Source organism: Streptomyces sp. NPDC041122 (assembly GCF_055592445.1).
Window position 1 is genome coordinate 128716 of sequence record NZ_JBVIYQ010000001.1, and the last position, 19453, is coordinate 148168.

Here is a 19453-nt window from a genome sequence, read left to right on the forward strand (position 1 = left end):
GCCGCAGAACATGGCTTCTCGTGCCACTCTCCGCGATACTGCCCGACCTCTCCCCCTGGCGTTCCACCCGCGACTTCCGTCTGCTGTGGGTCCAGGGTCTCGTCACGTACTTCGGCAGTTTCATGGCGATGGTCGCGCTGCCGCTGCAGATCAAGGAGTTGACGGACTCGCCGGTCGCGGTCGGCGCGATGGGCGCGGTCGAGCTCGTCCCGCTGATCGTCTTCGGGCTGTACGGCGGCGCGCTGGCCGACGCCGTCGACCGGCGCAAGGTGATCCTGCTGACCGAGGCGGCGCTCGGCGTACTGGCCGTGATCCTGCTGGTGAACGCGCTGCTGCCGGACCCGATGCTCTGGCCGCTCTACGTGGTCGCGGCCGGCGTCTCCGCGCTCTCCGGGCTCCAGCGGCCCGCCCTGGACTCGCTGATGGCCCGGATCGTGCCGCACGACCAGCTGACAGCGGCCGCGGCGCTGAACTCGCTGCGCTGGAACGTGGGGGCCATCGCCGGCCCCTCGCTCGCGGGCCTGGTCGTCGCGTACGCCGGACACGCGTCCGCGTACGCGATCACGATCGCGTGCTTCACCGTCTCCGTCCTGCTGTGCACCCGCCTCTCCCCCGCGCCCGCCGCGCACGACGCGGAGAAGCCGTCGCTGAAGGGCCTGGCGGAGGGGGCGCGGTACGCGTGGTCGCGGCCGGTGCTGCTGGGCACGTACGCGATCGACATGGCGGCGATGTTCTTCGCCTTCCCGAACACGATCTTCCCGTTCCTCGCGGACGACCTGGACGCGGAGTGGGCGCTCGGCCTGATGTACGCGGCCGGGGCGGTGGGCTCGCTGCTGTTCAGCATCACCAGTGGGTGGACGTCACGGGTGCGCCGGCACGGGCTGCTGGTGGTGTGCGGGGCGGCGGGCTGGGGCCTGGCGATCACGTCGGCGGGGTGGTTCACGAACATCTGGGTGGTGCTCGGCTGTCTGGCGCTCGCGGGCGCGGGCGACATGGCGAGCGGCCTGGGCCGCTCCACCATCTGGAACCAGACCATCCCCGACGAGCTGCGCGGGCGGCTCGCCGGGATCGAGGTCCTCTCCTACAGCGTCGGCCCCCAGCTGGGCCAGGTCCGCGCGGGCGCGGCGGCGGGCTGGACAGGCACGCGGTCCGCGATCTGGTCGGGCGGGCTGGCCTGCGTGGCCTCGGTCGGCGTCCTGGCGGCGACACTCCCCCGCCTCATCTCGTACGACGCGAGGACGGACCCCGACGCGGAACGCCGCCGCGCCGGCACCCAGCCACCCCCGACCCCCGCCCCCCGAACCGGCAACGCCCTGACACCCTGACGAGGAGCCCGCACGCCGACGCGACGGTGCGGGGTAGACGGGTGGTGGGTGGGAAAACCCGCCGCGGAGCGGCGAAGCCCCCCGGAGCCCCGGGCCCTCGCGCCCCCCGGCCCCCGGCCCCCGGGCCCCCGACCCCGGCAAGGGGTCAGTCGTCCTCGCCCCGCGCAGCGGAGTCGTGCCAGCGAGGATCCGTATCCCACTGAAGGTTCCGCTCCTGAGCGGTCTCCATCGCGTGCTGCGCCTCCTCGCGCGACGTGTAGGGGCCCATGCGGTCCTTGCCGGGGCAGTCCGGGCCCTCCTCGACCTTCTGGTGCTCCAGGCAGTAGAACCACTCGCCCGGCTTGCCGGCCGTCTTCTTCTTGAACAGCGCCATTCCCCGCTCGCTCCTTCCGTCCTGATCAGGCCCGATCAGGTCCGATCAGGTCCCGTTCTCTGTGAGACATGCTGCCCCACCACGGCTGGCTAGACTCGCTGGCATGTCTGGCCAGTCACTGCTCGTCCCAGGGGAGCTCTCCCCCACCCGTTCCGTACCCGGCAGCATCAGGCGCCCCGAGTACGTCGGAAAGCCCGCCCCGACCCCGTACACGGGGCCCGAGGTGCAGACCCCCGAGACCATCGAGCTGATGCGCACCGCGGGTCGCATCGCCGCCCGCGCCATGGAGGAGGCGGCCAAGCACATCGCGCCGGGGGTGACCACCGACGAGCTGGACCGCGTCGCGCACGCGTACATGTGCGACCACGGTGCCTACCCGTCGACGCTGGGCTACCGCGGCTTCCCGAAGTCGCTGTGCAGCTCGGTCAACGAGGTCATCTGCCACGGGATCCCCGACTCCACCGTCCTGAACGACGGCGACATCATCAACCTCGACGTCACGGCGTACATCGGCGGCGTGCACGGCGACAACAACGCCACCTACCTCGTCGGCGACGTCGACGAGGAGTCCAGGCTGCTCGTCGAGCGGACCAGGGAGTCGCTCGCCCGCGCCATCAAGGCGGTCAGGCCCGGCCGCCAGATCAACATCATCGGGCGGGTCATCGAGTCGTACGCCAAGCGCTTCGGCTACGGCGTCGTGCGCGACTTCACCGGTCACGGCATCAACTCGTCCTTCCACTCCGGCCTGATCGTCCCGCACTACGACAGCCCGCACGCCACCACGGTGATCCAGCCCGGCATGACGTTCACGATCGAGCCGATGCTGACCCTCGGCACGCACGAGTACGACATGTGGGAGGACGGCTGGACCGTCGTCACCAAGGACCGCAAGCGCACCGCGCAGTTCGAGCACACGCTGGTGGTGACGGACACCGGGGCGGAGATCCTCACGCTGCCCTGAGTTCCGCGCGGCCGAGAACGGGTAGCTCTTACCGACAGGATGTCGGGAACCAGTTGACTTAGGTAAGCCTAACTTGCCATGATCTGCAGAGGTCGCACCGGTTCCCGCCATCCCGTCACCCCTCGGCTCCCCTTTGGAGGCCCGCATGGACACGGCGCCCACGCCCTTCTCGACCGTCATCCGCACCGCGTCGCACGAACAGCACACGGAGGCGGAGACCTCGACCTTCATGAGCGACCTGCTCGGCGGCAGGCTCGGCGTCGACGCCTACACGCGCTACACGGAACAGCTCTGGTTCGTGTACCGCGCCCTGGAGGACGGCGCGGAGGCCCTGCGCGAGGACCCCGTCGCCGGACCTTTCCTCCGCCCCGAGCTGGAGCGGGTGGGCGAGCTGGAGCGCGACCTGACGCATCTGCGGGGCCCGGAGTGGCGCGAGGGGCTCACCCCGCTGCCCGCCACGGCGGCGTACGCGGCGCGGATCGAGGAGTGCGCCCGCACCTGGCCCGGCGGCTATGTCGCCCACCACTACACGCGCTACCTCGGCGACCTCTCCGGCGGCCAGATCATCCGCGGCAAGGCGGAACGGGCCTGGGGCTTCCACCGCAAGGGCGACGGCGTGCGGTTCTACGTGTTCGAGGGGATAGCCAACCCGGCCGCGTTCAAGCGGAGTTACCGCGCACTGCTGGACGGGATCGACACGGTGGTGCCGGACGAGCTGGAGCGGAAGCGGATCGTCGACGAGTGTGGGCGCGCTTTCGCTTTCAATACGCGGGTCTTTCGTGAGCTGGGGGACGCGTTTCCGCTGAGCGCCTGACGGGGAGCGCCCGGCGGGGAGCCGTCTCGGGGGTTCCGCCCCCGGGCCCCCGCTCCTCGAACGCCGGAGGGGCCGACCTCACCTGCACCGGCCCCCCACCTCGATCACCCCGCCCGGGCCCGGTGCCGTCAGGAGCTGGGAGCCTGCGCCTTGGGCGATGTTGAGGGCCCGGCCCAGTTCGCGGGTGAGCAGGAGCGCCGCCGCGCCCGTCGCCTCGTCCTCGTCGATGCCGTCGCCCCGGCCGGGGAAGGCCCTGGCCCGTACCCGGCCCGCCGCCTCGTCCTGCCAGGCCCAGGCGTAGATCCAGTCGCCCGGCTCCGGCACGGGGAGCGCGTCGACCTCCGCCGCCGTCGCGTACCGCCGCAGCGTCCTCGGCGGCGCCCAGTCCGCGCGCGCGGTGATCCAGGTGAATTCGCCGTCCTGGCGGGCCTCCACCAGCCCCGCGGGCGTGACGAGTTCGGGGACGTCGAGCAGCCACGCCGTGCCGACGCAGGGGTGGCCCGCGAAGGGCAGGCGCAGGGTGGGGGTGTAGATGTCGATGACGCCGCGCTCGGGGTCGTCGACGAACACCGTCTCGCTGTGGCCGAGTTCCGCCGCCAGTGCCTGGCGGTCCTCCCGGGCGGGCGTGCGGGCCCCGTCGCGTACGACACCGAGTGCGTTGCCGTGCCGACCGTCGGGACCGCAGAAGACCCGGACCACGTCGACGGGGCCATGGGCGTCGACGGATACAGGGGCGTCGAAGGGTGCGCGGGCGTCGAGGGGTTCAGTCACCCGGGCATGGAAACACCACACCACCTCGCCCTTGACCGGTGCTTTACCCGGCCATGGGGCGCCCATCAGGCTCCCGTGATCGGCCCGTGAGCGGGGGTCGGGGCGTGAGAGCTGAATCACGGGCAAGGCGGGTATCACCGAGGTAAGGGTCGGTTAAGTTAGGTCGGCCTCACCCGCCTGCGGTGGGGACGGCCCCGCCCGTGACCTGTCCTTGGAGCCCGTATGCGACCCGTGCGACCCGCCCGCCTGTCCGTCGTCACCGCCGTCGCCACCGCGGCGGCCCTGACCGCCGTCACGGGCTGCACGGAGAAGAGCGACGGCAAGAGCGACGGCGCGAGCAGCGTGCGCGTGACCGCCTCCGACGACGCGTGCCGGGTCTCGAAGACGAAGCTGTCCGCCGGACACGTCGAGCTGGCCATCGAGAACAAGGGTTCCAAGGTCACCGAGGTCTACCTGCTCTTCCCCGACGACCGCATCGTCAGCGAGCGCGAGAACATCGGCCCCGGCACCGAGCAGCGGCTGACGGCCGAGGTGAAGGCCGGCTCGTACGAGATCGCCTGCAAGCCCGGCATGAAGGGCGACGGCATCCGGCAGAAGGTCACCGTCGCGGGCGGCACGACCGCCAAGCGTGACCCGCGCCTGGACAAGGCCGTCGCCGGCTACCGCTCCTACGTGCAGGCGCAGGCCGACGAGACGCTGCCCAAGGTGAAGGTCTTCACCGACGCCGTGCGCAAGGGCGACCTGGCCGCCGCGAAGAAGGCGTACGCCGACTCCCGCATCGGCTGGGAGCGCACCGAGCCGGTCGCCGAGTCCTTCGGGAACATCGACCCGAAGGTCGACGTCCGCGAGGACGGCCTCGCCGACGACCAGGACCCCGAGAGGGACTGGACGGGCTGGCACCGCCTGGAGCGGGCGCTGTGGAAGGACAAGAAGATCGGCGCGCGGGAGAAGGACCTCGCCACCGGGCTCGACAAGGACCTCCTGGACTGGCAGCGGCGGGTCGGCAGGGCCGAGATCACCCCGACCTCGATGGCCAACGGCGCCAAGGAGCTCCTCGACGAGGTCGCCACCGGCAAGGTCACCGGCGAGGAGGAGCGCTACTCGCACACCGACCTGGTCGACTTCAAGGCCAACGTCGAGGGCGCGGAGAAGGCCTACCAGCTGCTCAAGCCGGTCGCCGCCGAGCAGGACCCGAAGCTCGCCAAGGAGCTCGACAAGCAGTTCGCCGCGCTCGACGAGCTCCTGGAGAAGTACCGCGAAGGCGGCGCGGGCTCCTACCGGTTCACCTCGTACGACAAGCTCGGCAAGGCGGACACCAAGGAACTGGCCGACGGCGTGAACGCGCTGGCGGAGCCGCTGTCCAAGCTGGCGGCCACGGTCGCCGGGGCCAAGTAGCGGCAGGGAAGCAGCGTCAGGGGACACCATGGCTGAGACCACCGCGGGCGATGCCCGTGACACCTCCGGCGCCGCCCCGGGTACGGGCGGCGCCGCCGCGCCGTCGCGGCGCTCGCTGCTCGGCTGGGGCGGCGCGGGGCTCGCGCTCGGCGCGGCCGCGGCCGGCGGCGCGGTGGCGATGGCCCGCTCCGACGACGACGTGGCGCCCGCCGCCGACGCGGGGGCCGCCGTCGCCTTCCACGGCGCGCACCAGGCAGGCATCGCGACCGCCGTCCAGGACCGGCTGCACTTCGCCGCGTTCGACGTGACGACGGACGACCGCGAGGAGTTCGTGCGGCTCCTGAAGGACTGGACGCGGGCCGCGGCGCGGATGACCGCGGGGCACACGGTCGGTGAGGGCGCGTACGGCGGACTCGCCGAGGCCCCGCCGGACGACACCGGCGAGGCGCTCGGCCTCAAGCCGTCCCGGCTGACCCTCACGGTCGGCTTCGGGCCGTCCCTGTTCGAGAAGTTCGGGCTCGCCGGCCGGCGGCCCGAGGCGCTGGTGGACCTCCCCAAGTTCCCCGGCGACAACCTCGACAAGGCGCGCAGCGGCGGCGACCTGTGCGTGCAGGCCTGTGCGGACGACCCGCAGGTCGCGGTGCACGCCATCCGCAACCTCGCGCGCATCGGCTTCGGCAAGGTCGCCGTGCGCTGGTCCCAACTGGGCTTCGGCAAGACGTCGTCGACGACGCCGGGCGCGCAGACCCCGCGCAACCTCTTCGGCTTCAAGGACGGCACGCGCAATGTCTCCGGCGACGACGCGACGGCCCTCGGCAAGCACGTGTGGGTCGGCGAGAAGGACGGTCCCGCCTGGATGACCGGCGGCTCCTACCTGGTGGCGCGCCGCATCCGCATGAACGTCGAGACGTGGGACCGCACTTCGCTGGGCGAGCAGGAGGACGTGTTCGGCCGCGACAAGGGCGAGGGCGCCCCGGTCGGCAAGGCCAAGGAGCACGACGAGCCGTTCCTGAAGGCGATGAAGCCCGACGCGCACGTGCGGCTCGCGCACCCGTCGGCCAACGACGGCGCGACGATCCTGCGCCGCGGCTACTCCTTCACGGACGGCACCGACGGGCTCGGCCGGCTCGACGCGGGCCTGTTCTTCCTCGCCTACCAGCGGGACGTCCGCAAGGGCTTCATCCCCGTACAGCGCAGTCTGGCGCGCTCCGACGCGCTCAACGAGTACATCCAGCACGTGGGTTCCGCGGTCTTCGCGGTCCCGCCGGGCGTCCGCGGCGCGGACGACTGGTGGGGCAGGGGCCTGTTCACCGGAAAGGCGTGAGCCGATGTTCGGCAACTATCTGATCGGGCTCCGCGAGGGACTGGAGGCGAGCCTGGTCGTCTGCATCCTGATCGCCTACCTGATCAAGACGGAGCGGCGCGACGCCCTGCTGCCCATCTGGACGGGCATCGGTGTCGCGGTGGCGCTCGCGCTGGGCTTCGGCTGCGCGCTGACGTTCGGCTCGCAGGAGCTGACGTTCGAGGCTCAGGAAGCGCTCGGCGGTTCGCTGTCGATCGTCGCCGTCGGCCTGGTGACGTGGATGGTGTTCTGGATGCGGCGCACCGCACGGCACCTCAAGGCCGAGCTGCACGGCAAGCTGGACTCGGCGCTGCGGATGGGCACCGCCGCGCTGGTCGCGACCGCGTTCCTCGCGGTCGGCCGGGAGGGCCTGGAGACGGCGCTGTTCGTGTGGGCCTCGGTGCGCGCCTCGCACGACGGGTCGCACGGGCCGCTGCTCGGCGTGCTCCTCGGGCTGCTCACCGCGGTCGCGCTCGGCTGGCTGTTCTACAAGGGCACGGTCCGCATCAATCTCGCGAAGTTCTTCACCTGGACCGGCGCGATGCTGGTCGTGGTGGCGGCGGGCGTCCTCGCGTACGGCGTGCACGACCTGCAGGAGGCGGAGTTCATCGGCGGCCTGCGGGACAAGGCGTTCGACATCAGCGGAGCCGTCCCGCCGGACAGTTGGTACGGCACGCTCCTGAAGGGCGTCCTCAACTTCCAGCCCGACCCGACGGTGGTCCAGGTCGTGGTCTGGCTGCTGTACCTGCTGCCGACCCTCGCGTTCTTCTTCGCGCCGTCGCGCCGCTCCGCGCGCAAGGCGCCGGAGCCGGAGACGGCGAAGGCAACAGTTCCGGAACAGGGGTGACCGGGGTCCTCGGGGCTCGAACTGCCGTGCCTATGATCGTCGTTCACCTGTTGATCGACATCCGAGGATTCCCCCCATGCGAACCTCCCGTTTCGGGAAGAGCCTTGCCACGCTGACCGCGGCGACCGCCGTGGCGCTCGGCGCCTCGCTCATGACGGCGCCGGCCGCCTCCGCGGTCGGCGGCAGCGCCTGCACCAAGAACGTGAAGAACCACAACATGATGGTCATCAACGTGGGCGCCACCGCGCACTCGGGCCCCGGCGGCAGCTACAGCAAGGTCAAGAGCCTGCAGTGGTTCGACCAGGTCTACGTGCGCTGCTACACGATCAAGCGCAACACCCAGTGGTACTACGGCGACCTGCCCCGCACGAGCAAGCGCGGCTGGGTCAACGCGCAGCTCCTCCAGGAGAGCTGACCCGCACGGCGCACCCCTTCCCGGGCCCGATAAGGTTCGGGCCCGGGAAGGGGTAGGTGAAGGAATTCCGATGAGCAACGTTCGCAGGGTTCGTGGCCCCGGCCGGCCCGTCATGGTGTCGGCGGCGGTGACGGCTCTGGCGCTGTCGGCGAGCGGCTGCGTCACCGTGCACGGCGAGCGCGAGGTCGTGCCCGCGGCCACCAGGACCGAGGCGGCCCGCGCGCTCAAGGACTTCCTCGCCGCGTACAACAAGGCGGACAAGACCTACGAACCGTCCGCCGACGCCGCGCGCATCACCGGCCCGCTGGGCGCCATCAACCAGGGCGGCCTGCGCTCCCGGCACGTGCAGCACCCCGACGGCAACCCCCGCCACGTGCCGCTGGAGCTCAGCGACGTCAGCTACGCCATCCCCAAGAAGGCGGGCTGGCCGCGCTGGTTCGTGGCCGACACCGTGGCCAACCGCCGCTCGGACCTGCGCTGGCTCTGGGTCTTCACCAAGGGCGGACCCGACGAGCTGTGGCGGGCCACCTATCTGAACCTGGTGTCGCCGAAGAAGCTGCCGGAGCTGAAGAAGGACGCGGACGGTTTCGCCGAGCCGGTGGGCGCGTCCGCGAAGGATCTCGCGCTGGCCCCCGCCGACCTCGGGGCGGAGTACACCTCGTACTTGAAGTCGGGGGGTGACGCCTTCGCCCCGGGTGACCACACCTCGCGCTGGAAGGCGTTCCGCGACAGGAACTCCAAGCGGGCCGGCCTGGCCGTCCAGTACGTCGACGAGCCGCAGAACGGCGGCTCGTTCGCCCCGCTGGGGCTGCGCACCGCGGACGGCGGCGCGATGGTCTTCTTCTCCACGCGCCACTTCGAGAAGCAGACCGCGTTCAAGGGGCTCAGCCCGAAGGTCGACGCGGACGCGAAGGCCCTGCTCAAGGGCGAGGTACGGCAGACCCTGCTGCTCGACCGGGTGTCGAACCAGGTGGTCGTCGACCCGAAGAAGTCCGACGGCGGGAAGGTGGCGTTCCTCAGCCGTATCCAGGGGCTGACGGGCGCCAAGGGCGAGTAGGCGTGCCGGGGCCGGGAGACGGGTCCGCGGTGCGCCGGGTCAGCCCCGCAACGGCCAGGCGGCGACGTCCTGTTGGGGCTCGCCCGCGACCCGGGCGCACTCGTCGGTGAGCGTCTCCAGGAGCGTCAGCGGGTCCGGCAGCGGGTGCTCGGGACCGCGCAGCCAGCGCACCTCGCGGTCGTCGGGGAGCCGGGCGGGCGGCACCAGGACGTACGAACCGCGGCAGTGCCAGCGCAGGCCGGGGTGCTCGTCCATCGTCTCGGGGTGGCAGTCGAGCTCGCAGGGCCACCACTCGTCCTCGTCCTCGGGGGTGCCCCGGGTGGCGGTGTAGAAGAGCAGCCGGCTCTGGCCGTTGCTGCCGCCCGACTCCGCGACGGGCCCCACCTCGATGCCCGCGGCGAGCAGCCGCTCCAGGGCTTCGAGACCGGCGTCGAGCGGGACGTCGAGGACGTCGTGGATCATGCCGGTCGCGGTGATGAAGTTGGCCTGCGGCTGGTGGCGGGCCCACCGCTCGATCTGGCCGCGCTCGGTCGTGGACTGCGTCTGCCAGGCGAAGGAGACGGGGTGGCGGGCGGGCGTGGGGCAGCCGATGCGGTCGCAGGAACATCGGTACCCCGACGGATACGCGGCCGGGGCGAGCGGCAGTCCGGCCGCCGCGGCGGAGAGCAGCAGGTCCTCGCGGGCCCGGTCATCGCCCGACGTGTCCTTGGGGCGGCGCCGCAGCCACTGGGAGAATTTGCCCTGTCCGCCGGACCGGCTGCCGAACTCCGCGCCCATCTAGCCCCTCACCTCGCCGTTGTGCCGAAAGCATGACCCATGGTCCCACCATCCTGCGCCTCGGGGGGCCGGAGCCCACATCCGGGGTGGCCGGGGCGGGGCCGGTGGCGGGCCCCCTTGCGCGTCATTCCGGTTGAAATCGTGATTTTCCCGCCTACCGTGGTCGTCATGGTCATTAGGACTGTCCTGACGGGCCTCACGGCGCTGACCCTCACGGCACCGTACGGTTTCCTCACCCCGATCGAGTGGGGCGGCGGACCCCTGACGGTCGACGCCCTGCCCCGCGTGGTCTACACGGCGCACCGAGGCGGGGCCCTGGAGGTCCCGGAGAACAGCATGTCGGGCCTGGTGACGGCGTACGAAAGCGGTACCGCGCAGGTCATCGACTTCGACACCCGGATACTGCGCGACGGCACCCTGGTGGTCATGCACGACGCCACCCTGGACCGGACCACGTACGCCACGGGGCCGGTGCGCCGCCTCGACCGGTGGGACTGGCTGGGCGTCCGGCTGCGTCCGGGGGTCTCGCTGCCCGGCCACTGGCGCCCGGAGCGGCCGCCGACGGTGGCGGAGGTCCTCGACCGCTTCGGCGGGCGGATCATGCTGATGCTGGAGGCCAAGGACCCGCAGGGCCTCAAGTCGCTCGCCCGGCTCATCCGGGCCCGCAGGCTGACCCGCTCCGTCTTCGTGAACACCAACAGCCCAGCGGTCGCCCTGCGCGCGCACGAGCTGGGGCTGCTGGCCCAGCTGTGGCGCTCCAAGCGGCAGATGCGCACGGACCGGCCGGAGGGCTGGGCGCCCTTCGTGGACGTCCTGGACGTCGACTACAAGGCGCGCGACGGCGACCTGGTGCGCGCGGTGAACTCGGGCATCCCCCGGGTGTGGGCGCACACCGTGACCACCCCGAAGCAGCGGGACCGGGTGCTCCGGCTGGGCTGCAACGGCGTGATCACGGACGCCCCCGGCCTGCTCTCGCGGACGCCGGTCAAGAGGCTCCGCGCCGCATGATCCCGTGCAGGGCGTAGTCGACGAGGGTGTCGGCGTACGCGTGGGTGAGCGGGCCCGAGCGCATCAGCCAGCGCTGGGCGACCGGGCCGGCCCACAGTTCGAGCGCGATGCGGGGGTCGATCTCCGGTCCCACCTGGCCCGCGTCCTGGGCCTGCCGGACCCGGGCGGCGAAGAGCTGGAGCTGGGGTTCGAGGAGCTTCTCGACGAACTCGGCGCCCAGCTCGGGGTGGAGCAGCCCTTCGGCGGCGAGGGCGCGGTAGGGGGCGTCGTACTTGGAGTCGTTGAACTCGTCGACGATGGCCCGCATCACGAACTTCAGGTCGGCCGCGAGGTCCCCGGTGTCGGGGATCGCGCTCTGGATCTCCTCGGAACCGGCCTTCTCGCTCGCCTCCCTGGCGGCCTGTTCGCCGAGGTCGAGGAAGGCGTCGAGCAGGACGGCGCCCTTGGAGGGCCACCAGCGGTAGATCGTCTGCTTGCCGACGCCGGCGCGGGCCGCGATGGCCTCGATCGTCAGCTTGGCGTAACCGACCTCGTCGACGAGGGCGAGGGCTGCGTCGTAGATCGCGCGGCGCGAGCGTTCGCTGCGGCGGGTGGAGTCCGGGGCGGTTTTCTGGGCCATACCGTCGAATGTAGCAGCGACCGAACCGAGACGTCCCGTCTTGACGAGACGCTCCGTCTCGTCCATAGTGGAGCCCGAAGCGAGACGAACCGTCTCGCCCGGCGGAGGCTTCCCGAGCACGGGAGCCCCGGCCACTCCACGGAACGGGAGGCACACCATGACCCGAGGCGGATCCGGAAACATGCTGGGCATCGGCGGCACCCGCAGCAACCTCTCCCGTGCCGCGCTGCGCGGCGCGGGCCGCGGCGGCCGGTCCGGCAACACGCTCAGCCCCCAGGAACAGAAGCGCGAACTGCTGCGCAAGCTGCGGGAGGGACGCGAGACGCACGGCGGACGGTGAACGAGGGTGGGTGGCCGGACGGTCCGGACGGCGGCGCCCGGATGACCATCTCCGCAACCACCCGTTCGGTTCACAGCAAAGAGGGCTCCTCGCACCGCACTATGGGCATCAACTGCCCCACCAAGGGCGACAGCTGTCCCTGCGGTACGTGAGGAGCCTTCTTTGTCCCGTAATCCTCGCTCTCCTCGGTGCGCCACACCCCGGCGCTATCTGATGTGCCCACCGGCACACTTCAAGGTCACCTACTCCATCAACCCCTGGATGGACCCCGCCAAGCCGGTCGACGTCCCCCTCGCCCTCGCCCAGTGGGAGGACCTGCGCGACCGGTACCGGGCCCTCGGCCACACCGTCGAGGAGCTCACCCCCCGGGCCGGCCTGCCCGACATGGTCTTCGCGGCGAACGGCGCGACCGTCGTGGGCGGCCGTGTGCTCGGCGCGCGCTTCGCCTACCGCGAGCGGGAGCAGGAGGCCGCGGCCCACCTGGAGTGGTTCGGCGCGCACGGCTTCACCGAGATCCACGAACCGGCGCACATCAACGAGGGCGAGGGCGACTTCGCGGTCACCGCCTCCTACGTCCTGGCCGGGCGCGGCTTCCGGGCCAGCCCGCTCTCGCACGGCGAGGCCCAGGAGTTCTTCGGCCGCCCGGTCATCGGGCTCGACCTGATCGACCCGCGCTACTACCACCTGGACACCGCGCTCGCCGTCCTGGACGACGCGGCGGACGAGGTCATGTACTACCCGCCCGCCTTCTCGCCCGGCAGCCGCGCGGTCCTGCGCCGGCTCTTCCCCGACGCGCTGATCGCCGAGGAGCCCGACGCCGTGGCGCTCGGGCTCAACGCCGTGTCCGACGGGCTCAACGTGCTGCTCCCGCAGGCCGCGGTGGGGCTCTTCCAGCCACTGCGCGAGCGCGGTTACGTCCCCGTCCCCATGGACCTGAGCGAACTGCTCAAGGGCGGCGGCAGCGTGAAGTGCTGCACGCAGGAGCTGCGCGACTAGTCAGCTGGTCCTCGTGCGGCCCGGCCGGTCCCCGTGCGGCCCGGCCGGGCAGAGCCGGCGCGGCGCGTCGTCGCCCTTGAGGCGGGCGTCGACGCAGCCGCCGGGCAGGCCGTGGTGCGCCTCGGTGCCGAAGTTGGCCGTGACCGTCAGGGTGCCCTTGCCGAACACCGTGCGCTGGACGGTGCGGTCGGCGGTGAGGCGCCGGTAGGAAGTGAGGGGCTCGGTGCCCGCCGCCTTGTGCAGCGGCTCGAAGTAGCGCTGGAGCACGGCCAGTTCGGCGCCGTGCTCCTTCAGCGACGGGCCGTCGAGGACGTAGTTGAGCGGAGTGTTGTAGAGCATCGCGAACAGCGCGCGGTCCTTCTTCTGACGCGGCAGCTTCTCGTACGACAGCTCCCAGCGCTCGGTGTTGACCAGCGAGCCGTGCAGCGCGGTCTCGTAGAGCGGGACGCGATAGCGCGGGTCGTACATCGCCTTGGCGAGGTCGGCAGGGAGGTCGACCGGCTTGAAGAAGAACTTCGGCCCGGACTCCGGGTAGTAGGCCCCCCACTTGTCCTTGTCCTTCTGGAGCGCCCAGATGCCGTCGGCCGGGGGCGTGCCCGCACCGTGGTCGAAGGCGACGGCCTTGTTCGCCCACGCCTGTGCGGTCTCCGAGCCGAGGACGAGGCCGTCCTTGCCGTGCTCCGCGATGCGCTTCATGCGCGCGAGGCGGTTCTTCCTGTCCTGCGCCTTGGTCATGGGGTGGCTCTCGGCGTGGTCGCGGAAGAGCTCGCCGGTGGCGTCGACGTCGAGGAAGAGGCTGTCGGCGCCGTTGGCGACGACGGAGCGGGTTCGGTCGGCCAGGTAGTGGTGCTTCTTCTCCGCCTGCTCGAAGGCCTGCGAGCTCATGTAGCAGCCGCGGTCGCCGAAGCCGGTCTGCGGCTTGCCGTCGGCGCGGCGGACGCAGAAGTCCGGGTAGAGGGTGCCGGGCCAGGCCGACGCGGGGTTGTCGGCGTCGGCACTCGGCTGGCCGTTGTCGAAGGAGTCGTACGGGCCGACCAGGTATCCGGCCTTCTTCGCGGCGTTCACCGCGGCCTCGTCCATCGGGCCGGGGCCCGCGTCGTAGCCGAGCCACATCCGGCCGACGCCGAGCCTCTCGAGCCGCTCGACCCCGGCGGCCGTGCGGGCCTCGCCCCAGGTGTAGGCGTGGAAGGCGCCGAGGAGCTTGCCGGTGGCGGGGTTCTTCGCGATCTTCCGCTTGAGGCTGCCGAGCTGTCCGCGCTCGGCGAGGTAGGAGCGGTAATCGGCGGCGGGCGCGACCGGGTCGCCGTCGGTCAGGGCGAAGGTGACGGCGTAGTCACGGGTGCCCTCGCCCCGGTCGAAGGCGTGCTTCGCGGTGGCGCGCAGCCGGCCGCCGGGCGTGGTGAAGCCGAGGGTGGTGCCGATGTCGGTGGGGGTGAGGTAGCTGACGCCGGCCCTCTCGCCGAGGGAGTAGCCCCACAGCGGCAGGGTGAGGTCGGCGCCGACGTCCACGGTGCTGCCGCCGAGACCGCCCTTGCCGGTGGTCCAGAAGGCGTCCTGCACGGGGATGTCCAGGCCCTCGCCGCGCGGCAGCTGGAGCGCTGAGGCGGTGGCGTCGGTGCCGGTGACGGGCCAGCTGACGGAGGTGTCGCGGTCGGCCTTCAGACGCAGCGAGAGGCGGCCGTGGTCGGTGCGGGCGGTGACGTCGATGCCGTGCTCGGGATAGCTCCAGCGGGCCTCGCCCGTGCCGTGCCGGCGTACCGGGCCCGGCGCGCCGAGGTCGGTTCCCGCGGCGTCGGAGAGGGTGAGGTCGCGGCCGTCGCGGGTGTGGGCGCGCACGGCGAGGGAGGCGGTGTCGACCACGGCCGTACCGCCGTCGACCGTCAACTCGACCTGCTTGCCGTGCGGTTGCTCGGCGCCGGCGGTGAAGGCGTACGTGGTGGCGCCGGCCGCGACGACCGCGAGGGCGATGGACAGGGAGAGGAAACGGGTCTCCGACCGCCTGCGGGCGTGACCGGGAGAACTGATCTTGGTGGGCATGGGGAACTGGATAGTCGCCGCCCCTAAGAACCTTCTAAGAAGAGGGGCAGTTCGGCCATGTGTCCGAGGACGTGCTAACAATACGGGCGCACAGGTGGACAGACCGTCCTGTGTGAACGCAGCACCACAACCAAACAGTTGGGTCCACCGGGGCCCAGGGGGAAGAAGAGGTATCAGCGCAGTGAACCGTATGCGCACGTCCGCCGCCGTCCTCGCGACCGCGGGGGCGCTCACCGCCGCTCAGCTCGGGCTCGCCGGGTCCGCTTCCGCGACGAGCGGCCCGTCCGCTCCGAAGGCCGCGCCGCGGACCGTCGCCGGCTGCCCGATCGACATCGTCTACACGTCCCGTTTCCAGGTGGACCGGAACAACTGGGTGACGGGCGGGGGCCTGTACTTCGGGCTGAAGAACAAGAGCACGAAGACCATCAAGAAGGTCACCTTCACGGTGACCAACGTCAAGAACGTCCGCTTCGGCAAGGCCACGCCGACCGGGGGCAAGGTCACCCGCAGGACCACGAAGACCGTCTCGGTCTACGACAAGAGCCTCGCGGGCAAGGCCAAGCTCGGCGTCAGGGTCCGCACGCACCTGCTGAACACCAGGTCCTACAAGGTGAAGTTCGCCGTGCACGGGACCGGCTGGAACTGCGCCGTCGACCAGGGCACCTGGGGCGCCTGAGCCGACGGCCCGGGTCGACGGCCCGGGTCAACGGTCCGGGCCGTCAGTCCCCGGACGGCGGCTCGGCCGCGGGCCCGGGCGCGGACGGGGGCGGCCACGCGTCACCCCAGTCCGCGTCGCGGGCCGCGCGGTAGAGGGGGCCGTGGCGCTTGGTCACGGTCTCCCTGCTCAGGACCTCCTCGGCCTCGCACAGGTCGAGGAGGACCTGGCCCTTGCGGATCTGCGGGCGGCGCACCACGCGGGAGGGCGCCGGGTCCGCGTCGAAGCGGACCGCCGCGACATAGCTGAACTTCTCGTCCTCGTACGCCAGTGAGCCGCCCTTGACCTGGCGGTGCAGGGACGACCTGCTGACCCGCGCGGAGAAGTGGCACCAGTCGGTGCCGGGCTCGATGGGGCAGGCGGCGCTGTGCGGGCAGGGCGCGGCGATCCGGAAGCCCCGCGCGATCAGCCGGTCGCGGGCCGCGATGATCCGCGCGTAGCCGTCGGGGGTGCCCGGCTCGACGATGACGACGGCCCCCGCGGCCGCGTCGGCCGCCGCGTCGACGACCGCACCGCGGTCGGCCTCCGTCAGCTCCCCGAGCACGTACGACACCGTGACGAGATCGGCGCTCTCGATGGTGAGCGCCGCTCCGATCCGAGAGCGCTGCCACCGGGCGCCGCTCAACTGCGGGGTGGCGCCCGCCAGTTCACGGCCGAGCGCCAGCGCCGGGTCGGCCCAGTCCAGGACCGTCACGGGCCGCTCCCCCGCCCAGGTCGCAGCGACCGCCCAGGTCGCCGCGCCGGTCCCGCCGCCCACGTCCACATGGCTGCCCGGCGCCCAGTCCGCGGGCGCGGCGTCCGCGAGGGCGGCCAGTGCGGAACGGACCGCCTCGAAGGTCGCGGGCATGCGGTACGCGGCGTAGGCGACGACGTCCGCGCGGTCGCGCAGGATCGGGGCGTCGGTCGGGGTGCGGCCCCGGTAGTTGGCGATCAGCCGGTCGACGGCCTGGGTCGCCTGCTTGGGCGGCAGGCCGTCCAGGAGTCCGGCGAGGGCGGTGCGCAGGGTCTCGGCCGGGGCGGCGGGGGCTGCCGGGGGGATCGGGGCGTTCACCCCGTGAGTCTACGGGGGCCCGGGGACCCGGGGGCCGAAGGGACGGCGGAGGCCCCGCCCGGGCCGCCCCGGGCGGCCCCCGCACCCCCGCGCTACCGCCCCCGCGCCGCCCGTGCCAGCCGCGTGCCCGCCGCCGCGCGCGGCCCGTTGTCGGCGGGCCTGCGCCGCGGGTGCACCGTGTTCGCGAGCAGCACCAGGAAGGTGTCGGTCGCCGGATCGAGGACCAGGGACGTGCCGGTGAAGCCGGTGTGCCCGGCCGCCCCGCGGCCGGCGAGCTCCCCCATGAACCACGGCTGGTCGATACGGAAGCCGAGGCCCGGCTCCGCCAGCATCAGCTCGACGAAGTCGGGGCCGAGGATGCGGGCCCTGCCGTAACTGCCGCCGCACAGCAGCGTGCGGCAGAACACCGCCAGGTCGCCGGCGGTGGAGAAGAGGCCCGCGTGCCCCGCGACGCCGCCGAGCGCCCAGGCGTTCTCGTCGTGGACCGTGCCGCGCAGCATGCCCCGGTCGGCCTTGGCCCAGGGGGTGCGCTGGTCCTCCGTGGCGGCGGCGTCGGGGCGCGGCCCGAAGCCGGTGGCGGTCATCCTGAGCGGCCGGGTGATGCCCTCGCGGATCAGGACGTCGAGGGGGCGCCCAGTGATCCGTTCGAGGACGTGCTGGAGCAGCAGCATGTTGAGGTCGGAGTAGACGTGGTCGCCGGGCGCGGTGACCGGGGCCTCGGCGCGCAGGGCGGCGAGGCGCGCGGCGTCGTCGGGGCAGTCGTACAGCGGCAGTTCGGGCCGTAGCCCGGAGGTGTGGGTGAGCAGCTGGCGGACGGTGACGCCGTGCTCGGCGGCGGCGGTGAACTCCGGGACGTACGCCCCGACGAGCGCGTCGATGCCGAGCGTGCCGCGCTCCAGCTGCTGCACGGCGGCCACCGTGGTGAAGAGCTTGGTGAGCGAGGCCAGGTCGAAGGGGGTGGTGGTGCGCATCGGCACCCGCCACTCGCGGGGCAGCTCGACGCCGGTGTCGCTCTCCGGGTCGTACGCGGCGTAGCGCACCGCCCAGCCGGCCGCCTCCTCGGCCGCGACCACGGGCCCGCGGCCGGCGACGACCACGGCGCCGGCGCACCAGGGGCGCTTCCCGCGGGTCAGGGCGCGCACCTCGGCGACGAGCCGGCCGATCTCGTCGGGGTCGAGGCCCGCCCGGTCGGGCGAGCCGGGGCGCAGGAGCCTGGGTGCGCTCAGTGGTCCGCCTCCTGTGTGGGCCGGTGCTGCCAGGGGCGGCACAGTCCCACGAAGCAGGCGAGGGCCGCCAGCGCACAGGCCAGTTGGACGACGGCCATCGGGACGGCGGTGTCCTCGCCGGCGATGCCGACGAGCGGCGAGGCGACGGCGCCGACCAGGAAGGAGGAGGTGCCGAGCAGCGCGGAGGCGGAGCCCGCGGCGTGCGGGGTGCGCATCAGCGCGAGCGACTGGGTGTTGGGCATGGTGACGCCCATCGACGACATGAGGACGAAGAGCCCGGCGGCGACGGGAAACAGGCCGACCTCGCCGAAGACGCCGGCCGTCATCAGCAGCAGCGCCGTCGCGGCGGTCGCGATCAGCACGAGGCCGACGGCGAGCACCTTGTTCAGGCTGGCCCTGCCGACGAGGACCTTGCCGTTGAGCTGGCCCGCGGCGATCAGTCCGACGGAGTTGACGCCGAAGAGGAGGCTGAAGGTCTGCGGGGAGGCGCCGTAGATCTCCTGGATCACGAAGGGCGAGGCGGAGATGTACGCGAAGAGCGCGGCGAACGCGAAGCCGCCCGCGATCATGTAGCCGGTGAAGACGCGGTCGGCGAGGAGCGTGCGCATGGTGCGCAGCGCCTCGACGGTGCCGCCGCCGTGCCGCCGCTCGGGGGCGAGGGTCTCGGGCAGCCGCCGCCAGACCAGCAGGGTCAGCGCGATGCCGACGGCGGTGAGGACGACGAAGATGCCGCGCCAGTCGGTGAAGCGCAGGACCTGCCCGCCGATGAGGGGCGCGGCGATGGGGGCGACGCCGGAGATCAGCATGAGGGTGGAGAAGAAGCGGGCCATCTCCATGCCGTCGTACAGGTCGCGGACGACGGCGCGGGCGATCACGATGCCGGCCGAGCCGGCCAGGCCCTGGAGCAGCCGGAAGCCGATGAGCAGCTCCGCGTTGGGCGCGAAGGCGCAGGTCGCGGTGGCGACGACGTAGACGAGCAGGCCGATGAGGAGGGGGCGGCGGCGGCCCCACTTGTCGCTCATCGGGCCGACGACGAGCTGGCCGAGCGCCATGCCCATGAGGCAGGCGGTCAGGGTCAGCTGGACGGTGGCGGCCGGGGAGTGCAGGGCGTCGGTGACCTCCGGCAGGGCCGGCAGGTACATGTCCATGGAGAGCGCGGGGACGGCGGTGAGGCCGCCGAGGACGAGCGTGACGAGGGCGCCGGTACGGCGGAGGGCGGCGGGGCCCGGTGGCTCCGCCGCCTTCGGTATCGGATGTGTCTCCGTGGCCTGCCCGAGCTCAGGCATCCTGCCCCTCCCAGTCGCTGCGTGTACCTCTCCATCGTCGCAGGCCGAGCTGGGTGGTAGAGACCGGTTTCCGCCGGGACCGGGAGGGGTTCGGCGGT

General features: G+C 72.3%; 20 protein-coding genes. 12 read left to right on the plus strand and 8 right to left on the minus strand.

The features are described from left to right. Positions 1–20: 20 nt before the first annotated feature. The gene (locus ACZ6B8_RS00555) at positions 21–1325 is read left to right on the plus strand and encodes an MFS transporter (protein WP_471605837.1); all 1305 of its coding nucleotides are present in this window, start codon (positions 21–23) and stop codon (positions 1323–1325) included. Between the two features lie 145 nt (positions 1326–1470). Here the strand turns inward: ACZ6B8_RS00555 and ACZ6B8_RS00560 are convergent, their stop codons facing one another. Continuing rightward, positions 1471–1698, minus strand: coding sequence for a hypothetical protein (locus tag ACZ6B8_RS00560; RefSeq protein WP_471074919.1), 228 nt, complete (start codon positions 1696–1698; stop codon positions 1471–1473). A gap of 103 nt (positions 1699–1801) precedes the next feature. Between ACZ6B8_RS00560 and map the strand changes: the two genes are divergently transcribed. Further along, on the plus strand, positions 1802–2659 hold the full coding sequence (gene map / locus ACZ6B8_RS00565; RefSeq protein ID WP_471074916.1) for a type I methionyl aminopeptidase: 858 nt from the start codon (positions 1802–1804) through the stop codon (positions 2657–2659). 145 nt (positions 2660–2804) lie between these two features. Then, positions 2805–3473, plus strand: a complete 669-nt coding sequence (locus tag ACZ6B8_RS00570) for a biliverdin-producing heme oxygenase (RefSeq protein WP_471074913.1) — start codon at positions 2805–2807, stop codon at positions 3471–3473. A gap of 78 nt (positions 3474–3551) precedes the next feature. Here the strand turns inward: ACZ6B8_RS00570 and ACZ6B8_RS00575 are convergent, their stop codons facing one another. Next, a complete protein-coding gene (locus ACZ6B8_RS00575) occupies positions 3552–4244 on the minus strand; it encodes a PhzF family phenazine biosynthesis protein (protein ID WP_471074910.1) in 693 nt (230 codons plus the stop codon). A gap of 231 nt (positions 4245–4475) precedes the next feature. Between ACZ6B8_RS00575 and efeO the strand changes: the two genes are divergently transcribed. The 5 genes from efeO (at position 4476) to ACZ6B8_RS00600 (ending at position 9300) form a co-directional block, all read left to right on the plus strand. After that, entirely contained in the window at positions 4476–5639 is a 1164-nt protein-coding gene (efeO, locus tag ACZ6B8_RS00580; protein WP_471606434.1) for an iron uptake system protein EfeO, read from the plus strand. A gap of 28 nt (positions 5640–5667) precedes the next feature. Continuing rightward, positions 5668–6963, plus strand: coding sequence for an iron uptake transporter deferrochelatase/peroxidase subunit (gene efeB, locus ACZ6B8_RS00585; protein WP_471074907.1), 1296 nt, complete (start codon positions 5668–5670; stop codon positions 6961–6963). A gap of 4 nt (positions 6964–6967) precedes the next feature. After that, positions 6968–7828, plus strand: a complete 861-nt coding sequence (gene efeU, locus ACZ6B8_RS00590) for an iron uptake transporter permease EfeU (protein ID WP_471605838.1) — start codon at positions 6968–6970, stop codon at positions 7826–7828. A 76-nt stretch (positions 7829–7904) separates the two neighbouring features. Next, entirely contained in the window at positions 7905–8243 is a 339-nt protein-coding gene (locus ACZ6B8_RS00595; RefSeq protein ID WP_471074901.1) for a hypothetical protein, read from the plus strand. Between the two features lie 70 nt (positions 8244–8313). Continuing rightward, the gene (locus ACZ6B8_RS00600; protein WP_471074898.1) at positions 8314–9300 is read left to right on the plus strand and encodes an SCO2278 family lipoprotein; all 987 of its coding nucleotides are present in this window, start codon (positions 8314–8316) and stop codon (positions 9298–9300) included. 39 nt (positions 9301–9339) lie between these two features. Here the strand turns inward: ACZ6B8_RS00600 and ACZ6B8_RS00605 are convergent, their stop codons facing one another. Then, positions 9340–10077 (minus strand): bifunctional DNA primase/polymerase, encoded by a 738-nt coding sequence (locus tag ACZ6B8_RS00605; RefSeq protein WP_471074895.1) that lies wholly within the window; start codon positions 10075–10077, stop codon positions 9340–9342. Between the two features lie 168 nt (positions 10078–10245). Here ACZ6B8_RS00605 and ACZ6B8_RS00610 point away from each other — a divergent pair, with 168 nt between their 5' ends. Next, complete coding sequence (locus tag ACZ6B8_RS00610) at positions 10246–11085, plus strand: glycerophosphodiester phosphodiesterase (RefSeq protein ID WP_471074892.1); 840 nt, start codon at positions 10246–10248, stop codon at positions 11083–11085. Here the strand turns inward: ACZ6B8_RS00610 and ACZ6B8_RS00615 are convergent. Continuing rightward, positions 11063–11704, minus strand: a complete 642-nt coding sequence (locus tag ACZ6B8_RS00615; RefSeq protein WP_471074889.1) for a TetR/AcrR family transcriptional regulator — start codon at positions 11702–11704, stop codon at positions 11063–11065. The two genes, ACZ6B8_RS00610 and ACZ6B8_RS00615, sit on opposite strands and share 23 nt — an antisense overlap. Before the next feature lie 157 nt (positions 11705–11861). Between ACZ6B8_RS00615 and ACZ6B8_RS00620 the strand changes: the two genes are divergently transcribed. Together ACZ6B8_RS00620 and ddaH are read left to right on the plus strand one after the other, a co-directional pair. Then, positions 11862–12044 carry a DUF6243 family protein gene (locus tag ACZ6B8_RS00620; protein WP_471605839.1) on the plus strand — a complete coding sequence of 61 codons (183 nt, stop codon included), beginning with the start codon at positions 11862–11864 and terminating at the stop codon, positions 12042–12044. Between the two features lie 162 nt (positions 12045–12206). Further along, positions 12207–13040, plus strand: coding sequence for a dimethylargininase (gene ddaH, locus ACZ6B8_RS00625; RefSeq protein ID WP_471605840.1), 834 nt, complete (start codon positions 12207–12209; stop codon positions 13038–13040). Here the strand turns inward: ddaH and ACZ6B8_RS00630 are convergent, their stop codons facing one another. Beyond that, complete coding sequence (locus ACZ6B8_RS00630) at positions 13041–15077, minus strand: glycoside hydrolase (protein WP_471605841.1); 2037 nt, start codon at positions 15075–15077, stop codon at positions 13041–13043. Between the two features lie 190 nt (positions 15078–15267). On the opposite strand from ACZ6B8_RS00630, the gene ACZ6B8_RS00635 reads away from it, so the two are divergent. After that, a complete protein-coding gene (locus tag ACZ6B8_RS00635; protein ID WP_471074877.1) occupies positions 15268–15753 on the plus strand; it encodes a hypothetical protein in 486 nt (161 codons plus the stop codon). Positions 15754–15796: 43 nt separating this feature from the next. Here ACZ6B8_RS00635 and ACZ6B8_RS00640 read toward each other — a convergent pair whose 3' ends face one another. The 3 genes from ACZ6B8_RS00640 to ACZ6B8_RS00650 all read right to left on the minus strand — a co-directional run bounded on the left by ACZ6B8_RS00640 (position 15797) and on the right by ACZ6B8_RS00650 (position 19355). Beyond that, positions 15797–16843 (minus strand): small ribosomal subunit Rsm22 family protein, encoded by a 1047-nt coding sequence (locus tag ACZ6B8_RS00640; RefSeq protein WP_471605842.1) that lies wholly within the window; start codon positions 16841–16843, stop codon positions 15797–15799. A 92-nt stretch (positions 16844–16935) separates the two neighbouring features. After that, positions 16936–18111, minus strand: coding sequence for a serine hydrolase domain-containing protein (locus ACZ6B8_RS00645; protein WP_471074872.1), 1176 nt, complete (start codon positions 18109–18111; stop codon positions 16936–16938). Beyond that, the gene (locus ACZ6B8_RS00650; protein WP_471074869.1) at positions 18066–19355 is read right to left on the minus strand and encodes a multidrug effflux MFS transporter; all 1290 of its coding nucleotides are present in this window, start codon (positions 19353–19355) and stop codon (positions 18066–18068) included. The genes ACZ6B8_RS00645 and ACZ6B8_RS00650 overlap by 46 nt, the downstream gene beginning before the upstream one ends. Between the last annotated feature and the right edge of the window lie 98 nt (positions 19356–19453).

Coding starts and splice junctions, on each gene's coding strand:
- ACZ6B8_RS00560 (WP_471074919.1), bottom strand. CDS start 1,698: ATGGCGCTGTTCAAGAAGAAGACGGCCGGCAAGCCGGGCGAGTGGTTC.
- map (WP_471074916.1), top strand. CDS start 1,802: ATGTCTGGCCAGTCACTGCTCGTCCCAGGGGAGCTCTCCCCCACCCGT.
- ACZ6B8_RS00570 (WP_471074913.1), top strand. CDS start 2,805: ATGGACACGGCGCCCACGCCCTTCTCGACCGTCATCCGCACCGCGTCG.
- efeB (WP_471074907.1), top strand. CDS start 5,668: ATGGCTGAGACCACCGCGGGCGATGCCCGTGACACCTCCGGCGCCGCC.
- efeU (WP_471605838.1), top strand. CDS start 6,968: ATGTTCGGCAACTATCTGATCGGGCTCCGCGAGGGACTGGAGGCGAGC.
- ACZ6B8_RS00595 (WP_471074901.1), top strand. CDS start 7,905: ATGCGAACCTCCCGTTTCGGGAAGAGCCTTGCCACGCTGACCGCGGCG.
- ACZ6B8_RS00600 (WP_471074898.1), top strand. CDS start 8,314: ATGAGCAACGTTCGCAGGGTTCGTGGCCCCGGCCGGCCCGTCATGGTG.
- ACZ6B8_RS00605 (WP_471074895.1), bottom strand. CDS start 10,077: ATGGGCGCGGAGTTCGGCAGCCGGTCCGGCGGACAGGGCAAATTCTCC.
- ACZ6B8_RS00610 (WP_471074892.1), top strand. CDS start 10,246: ATGGTCATTAGGACTGTCCTGACGGGCCTCACGGCGCTGACCCTCACG.
- ACZ6B8_RS00615 (WP_471074889.1), bottom strand. CDS start 11,704: ATGGCCCAGAAAACCGCCCCGGACTCCACCCGCCGCAGCGAACGCTCG.
- ACZ6B8_RS00620 (WP_471605839.1), top strand. CDS start 11,862: ATGACCCGAGGCGGATCCGGAAACATGCTGGGCATCGGCGGCACCCGC.
- ACZ6B8_RS00630 (WP_471605841.1), bottom strand. CDS start 15,077: ATGCCCACCAAGATCAGTTCTCCCGGTCACGCCCGCAGGCGGTCGGAG.
- ACZ6B8_RS00635 (WP_471074877.1), top strand. CDS start 15,268: ATGCGCACGTCCGCCGCCGTCCTCGCGACCGCGGGGGCGCTCACCGCC.
- ACZ6B8_RS00650 (WP_471074869.1), bottom strand. CDS start 19,355: ATGCCTGAGCTCGGGCAGGCCACGGAGACACATCCGATACCGAAGGCG.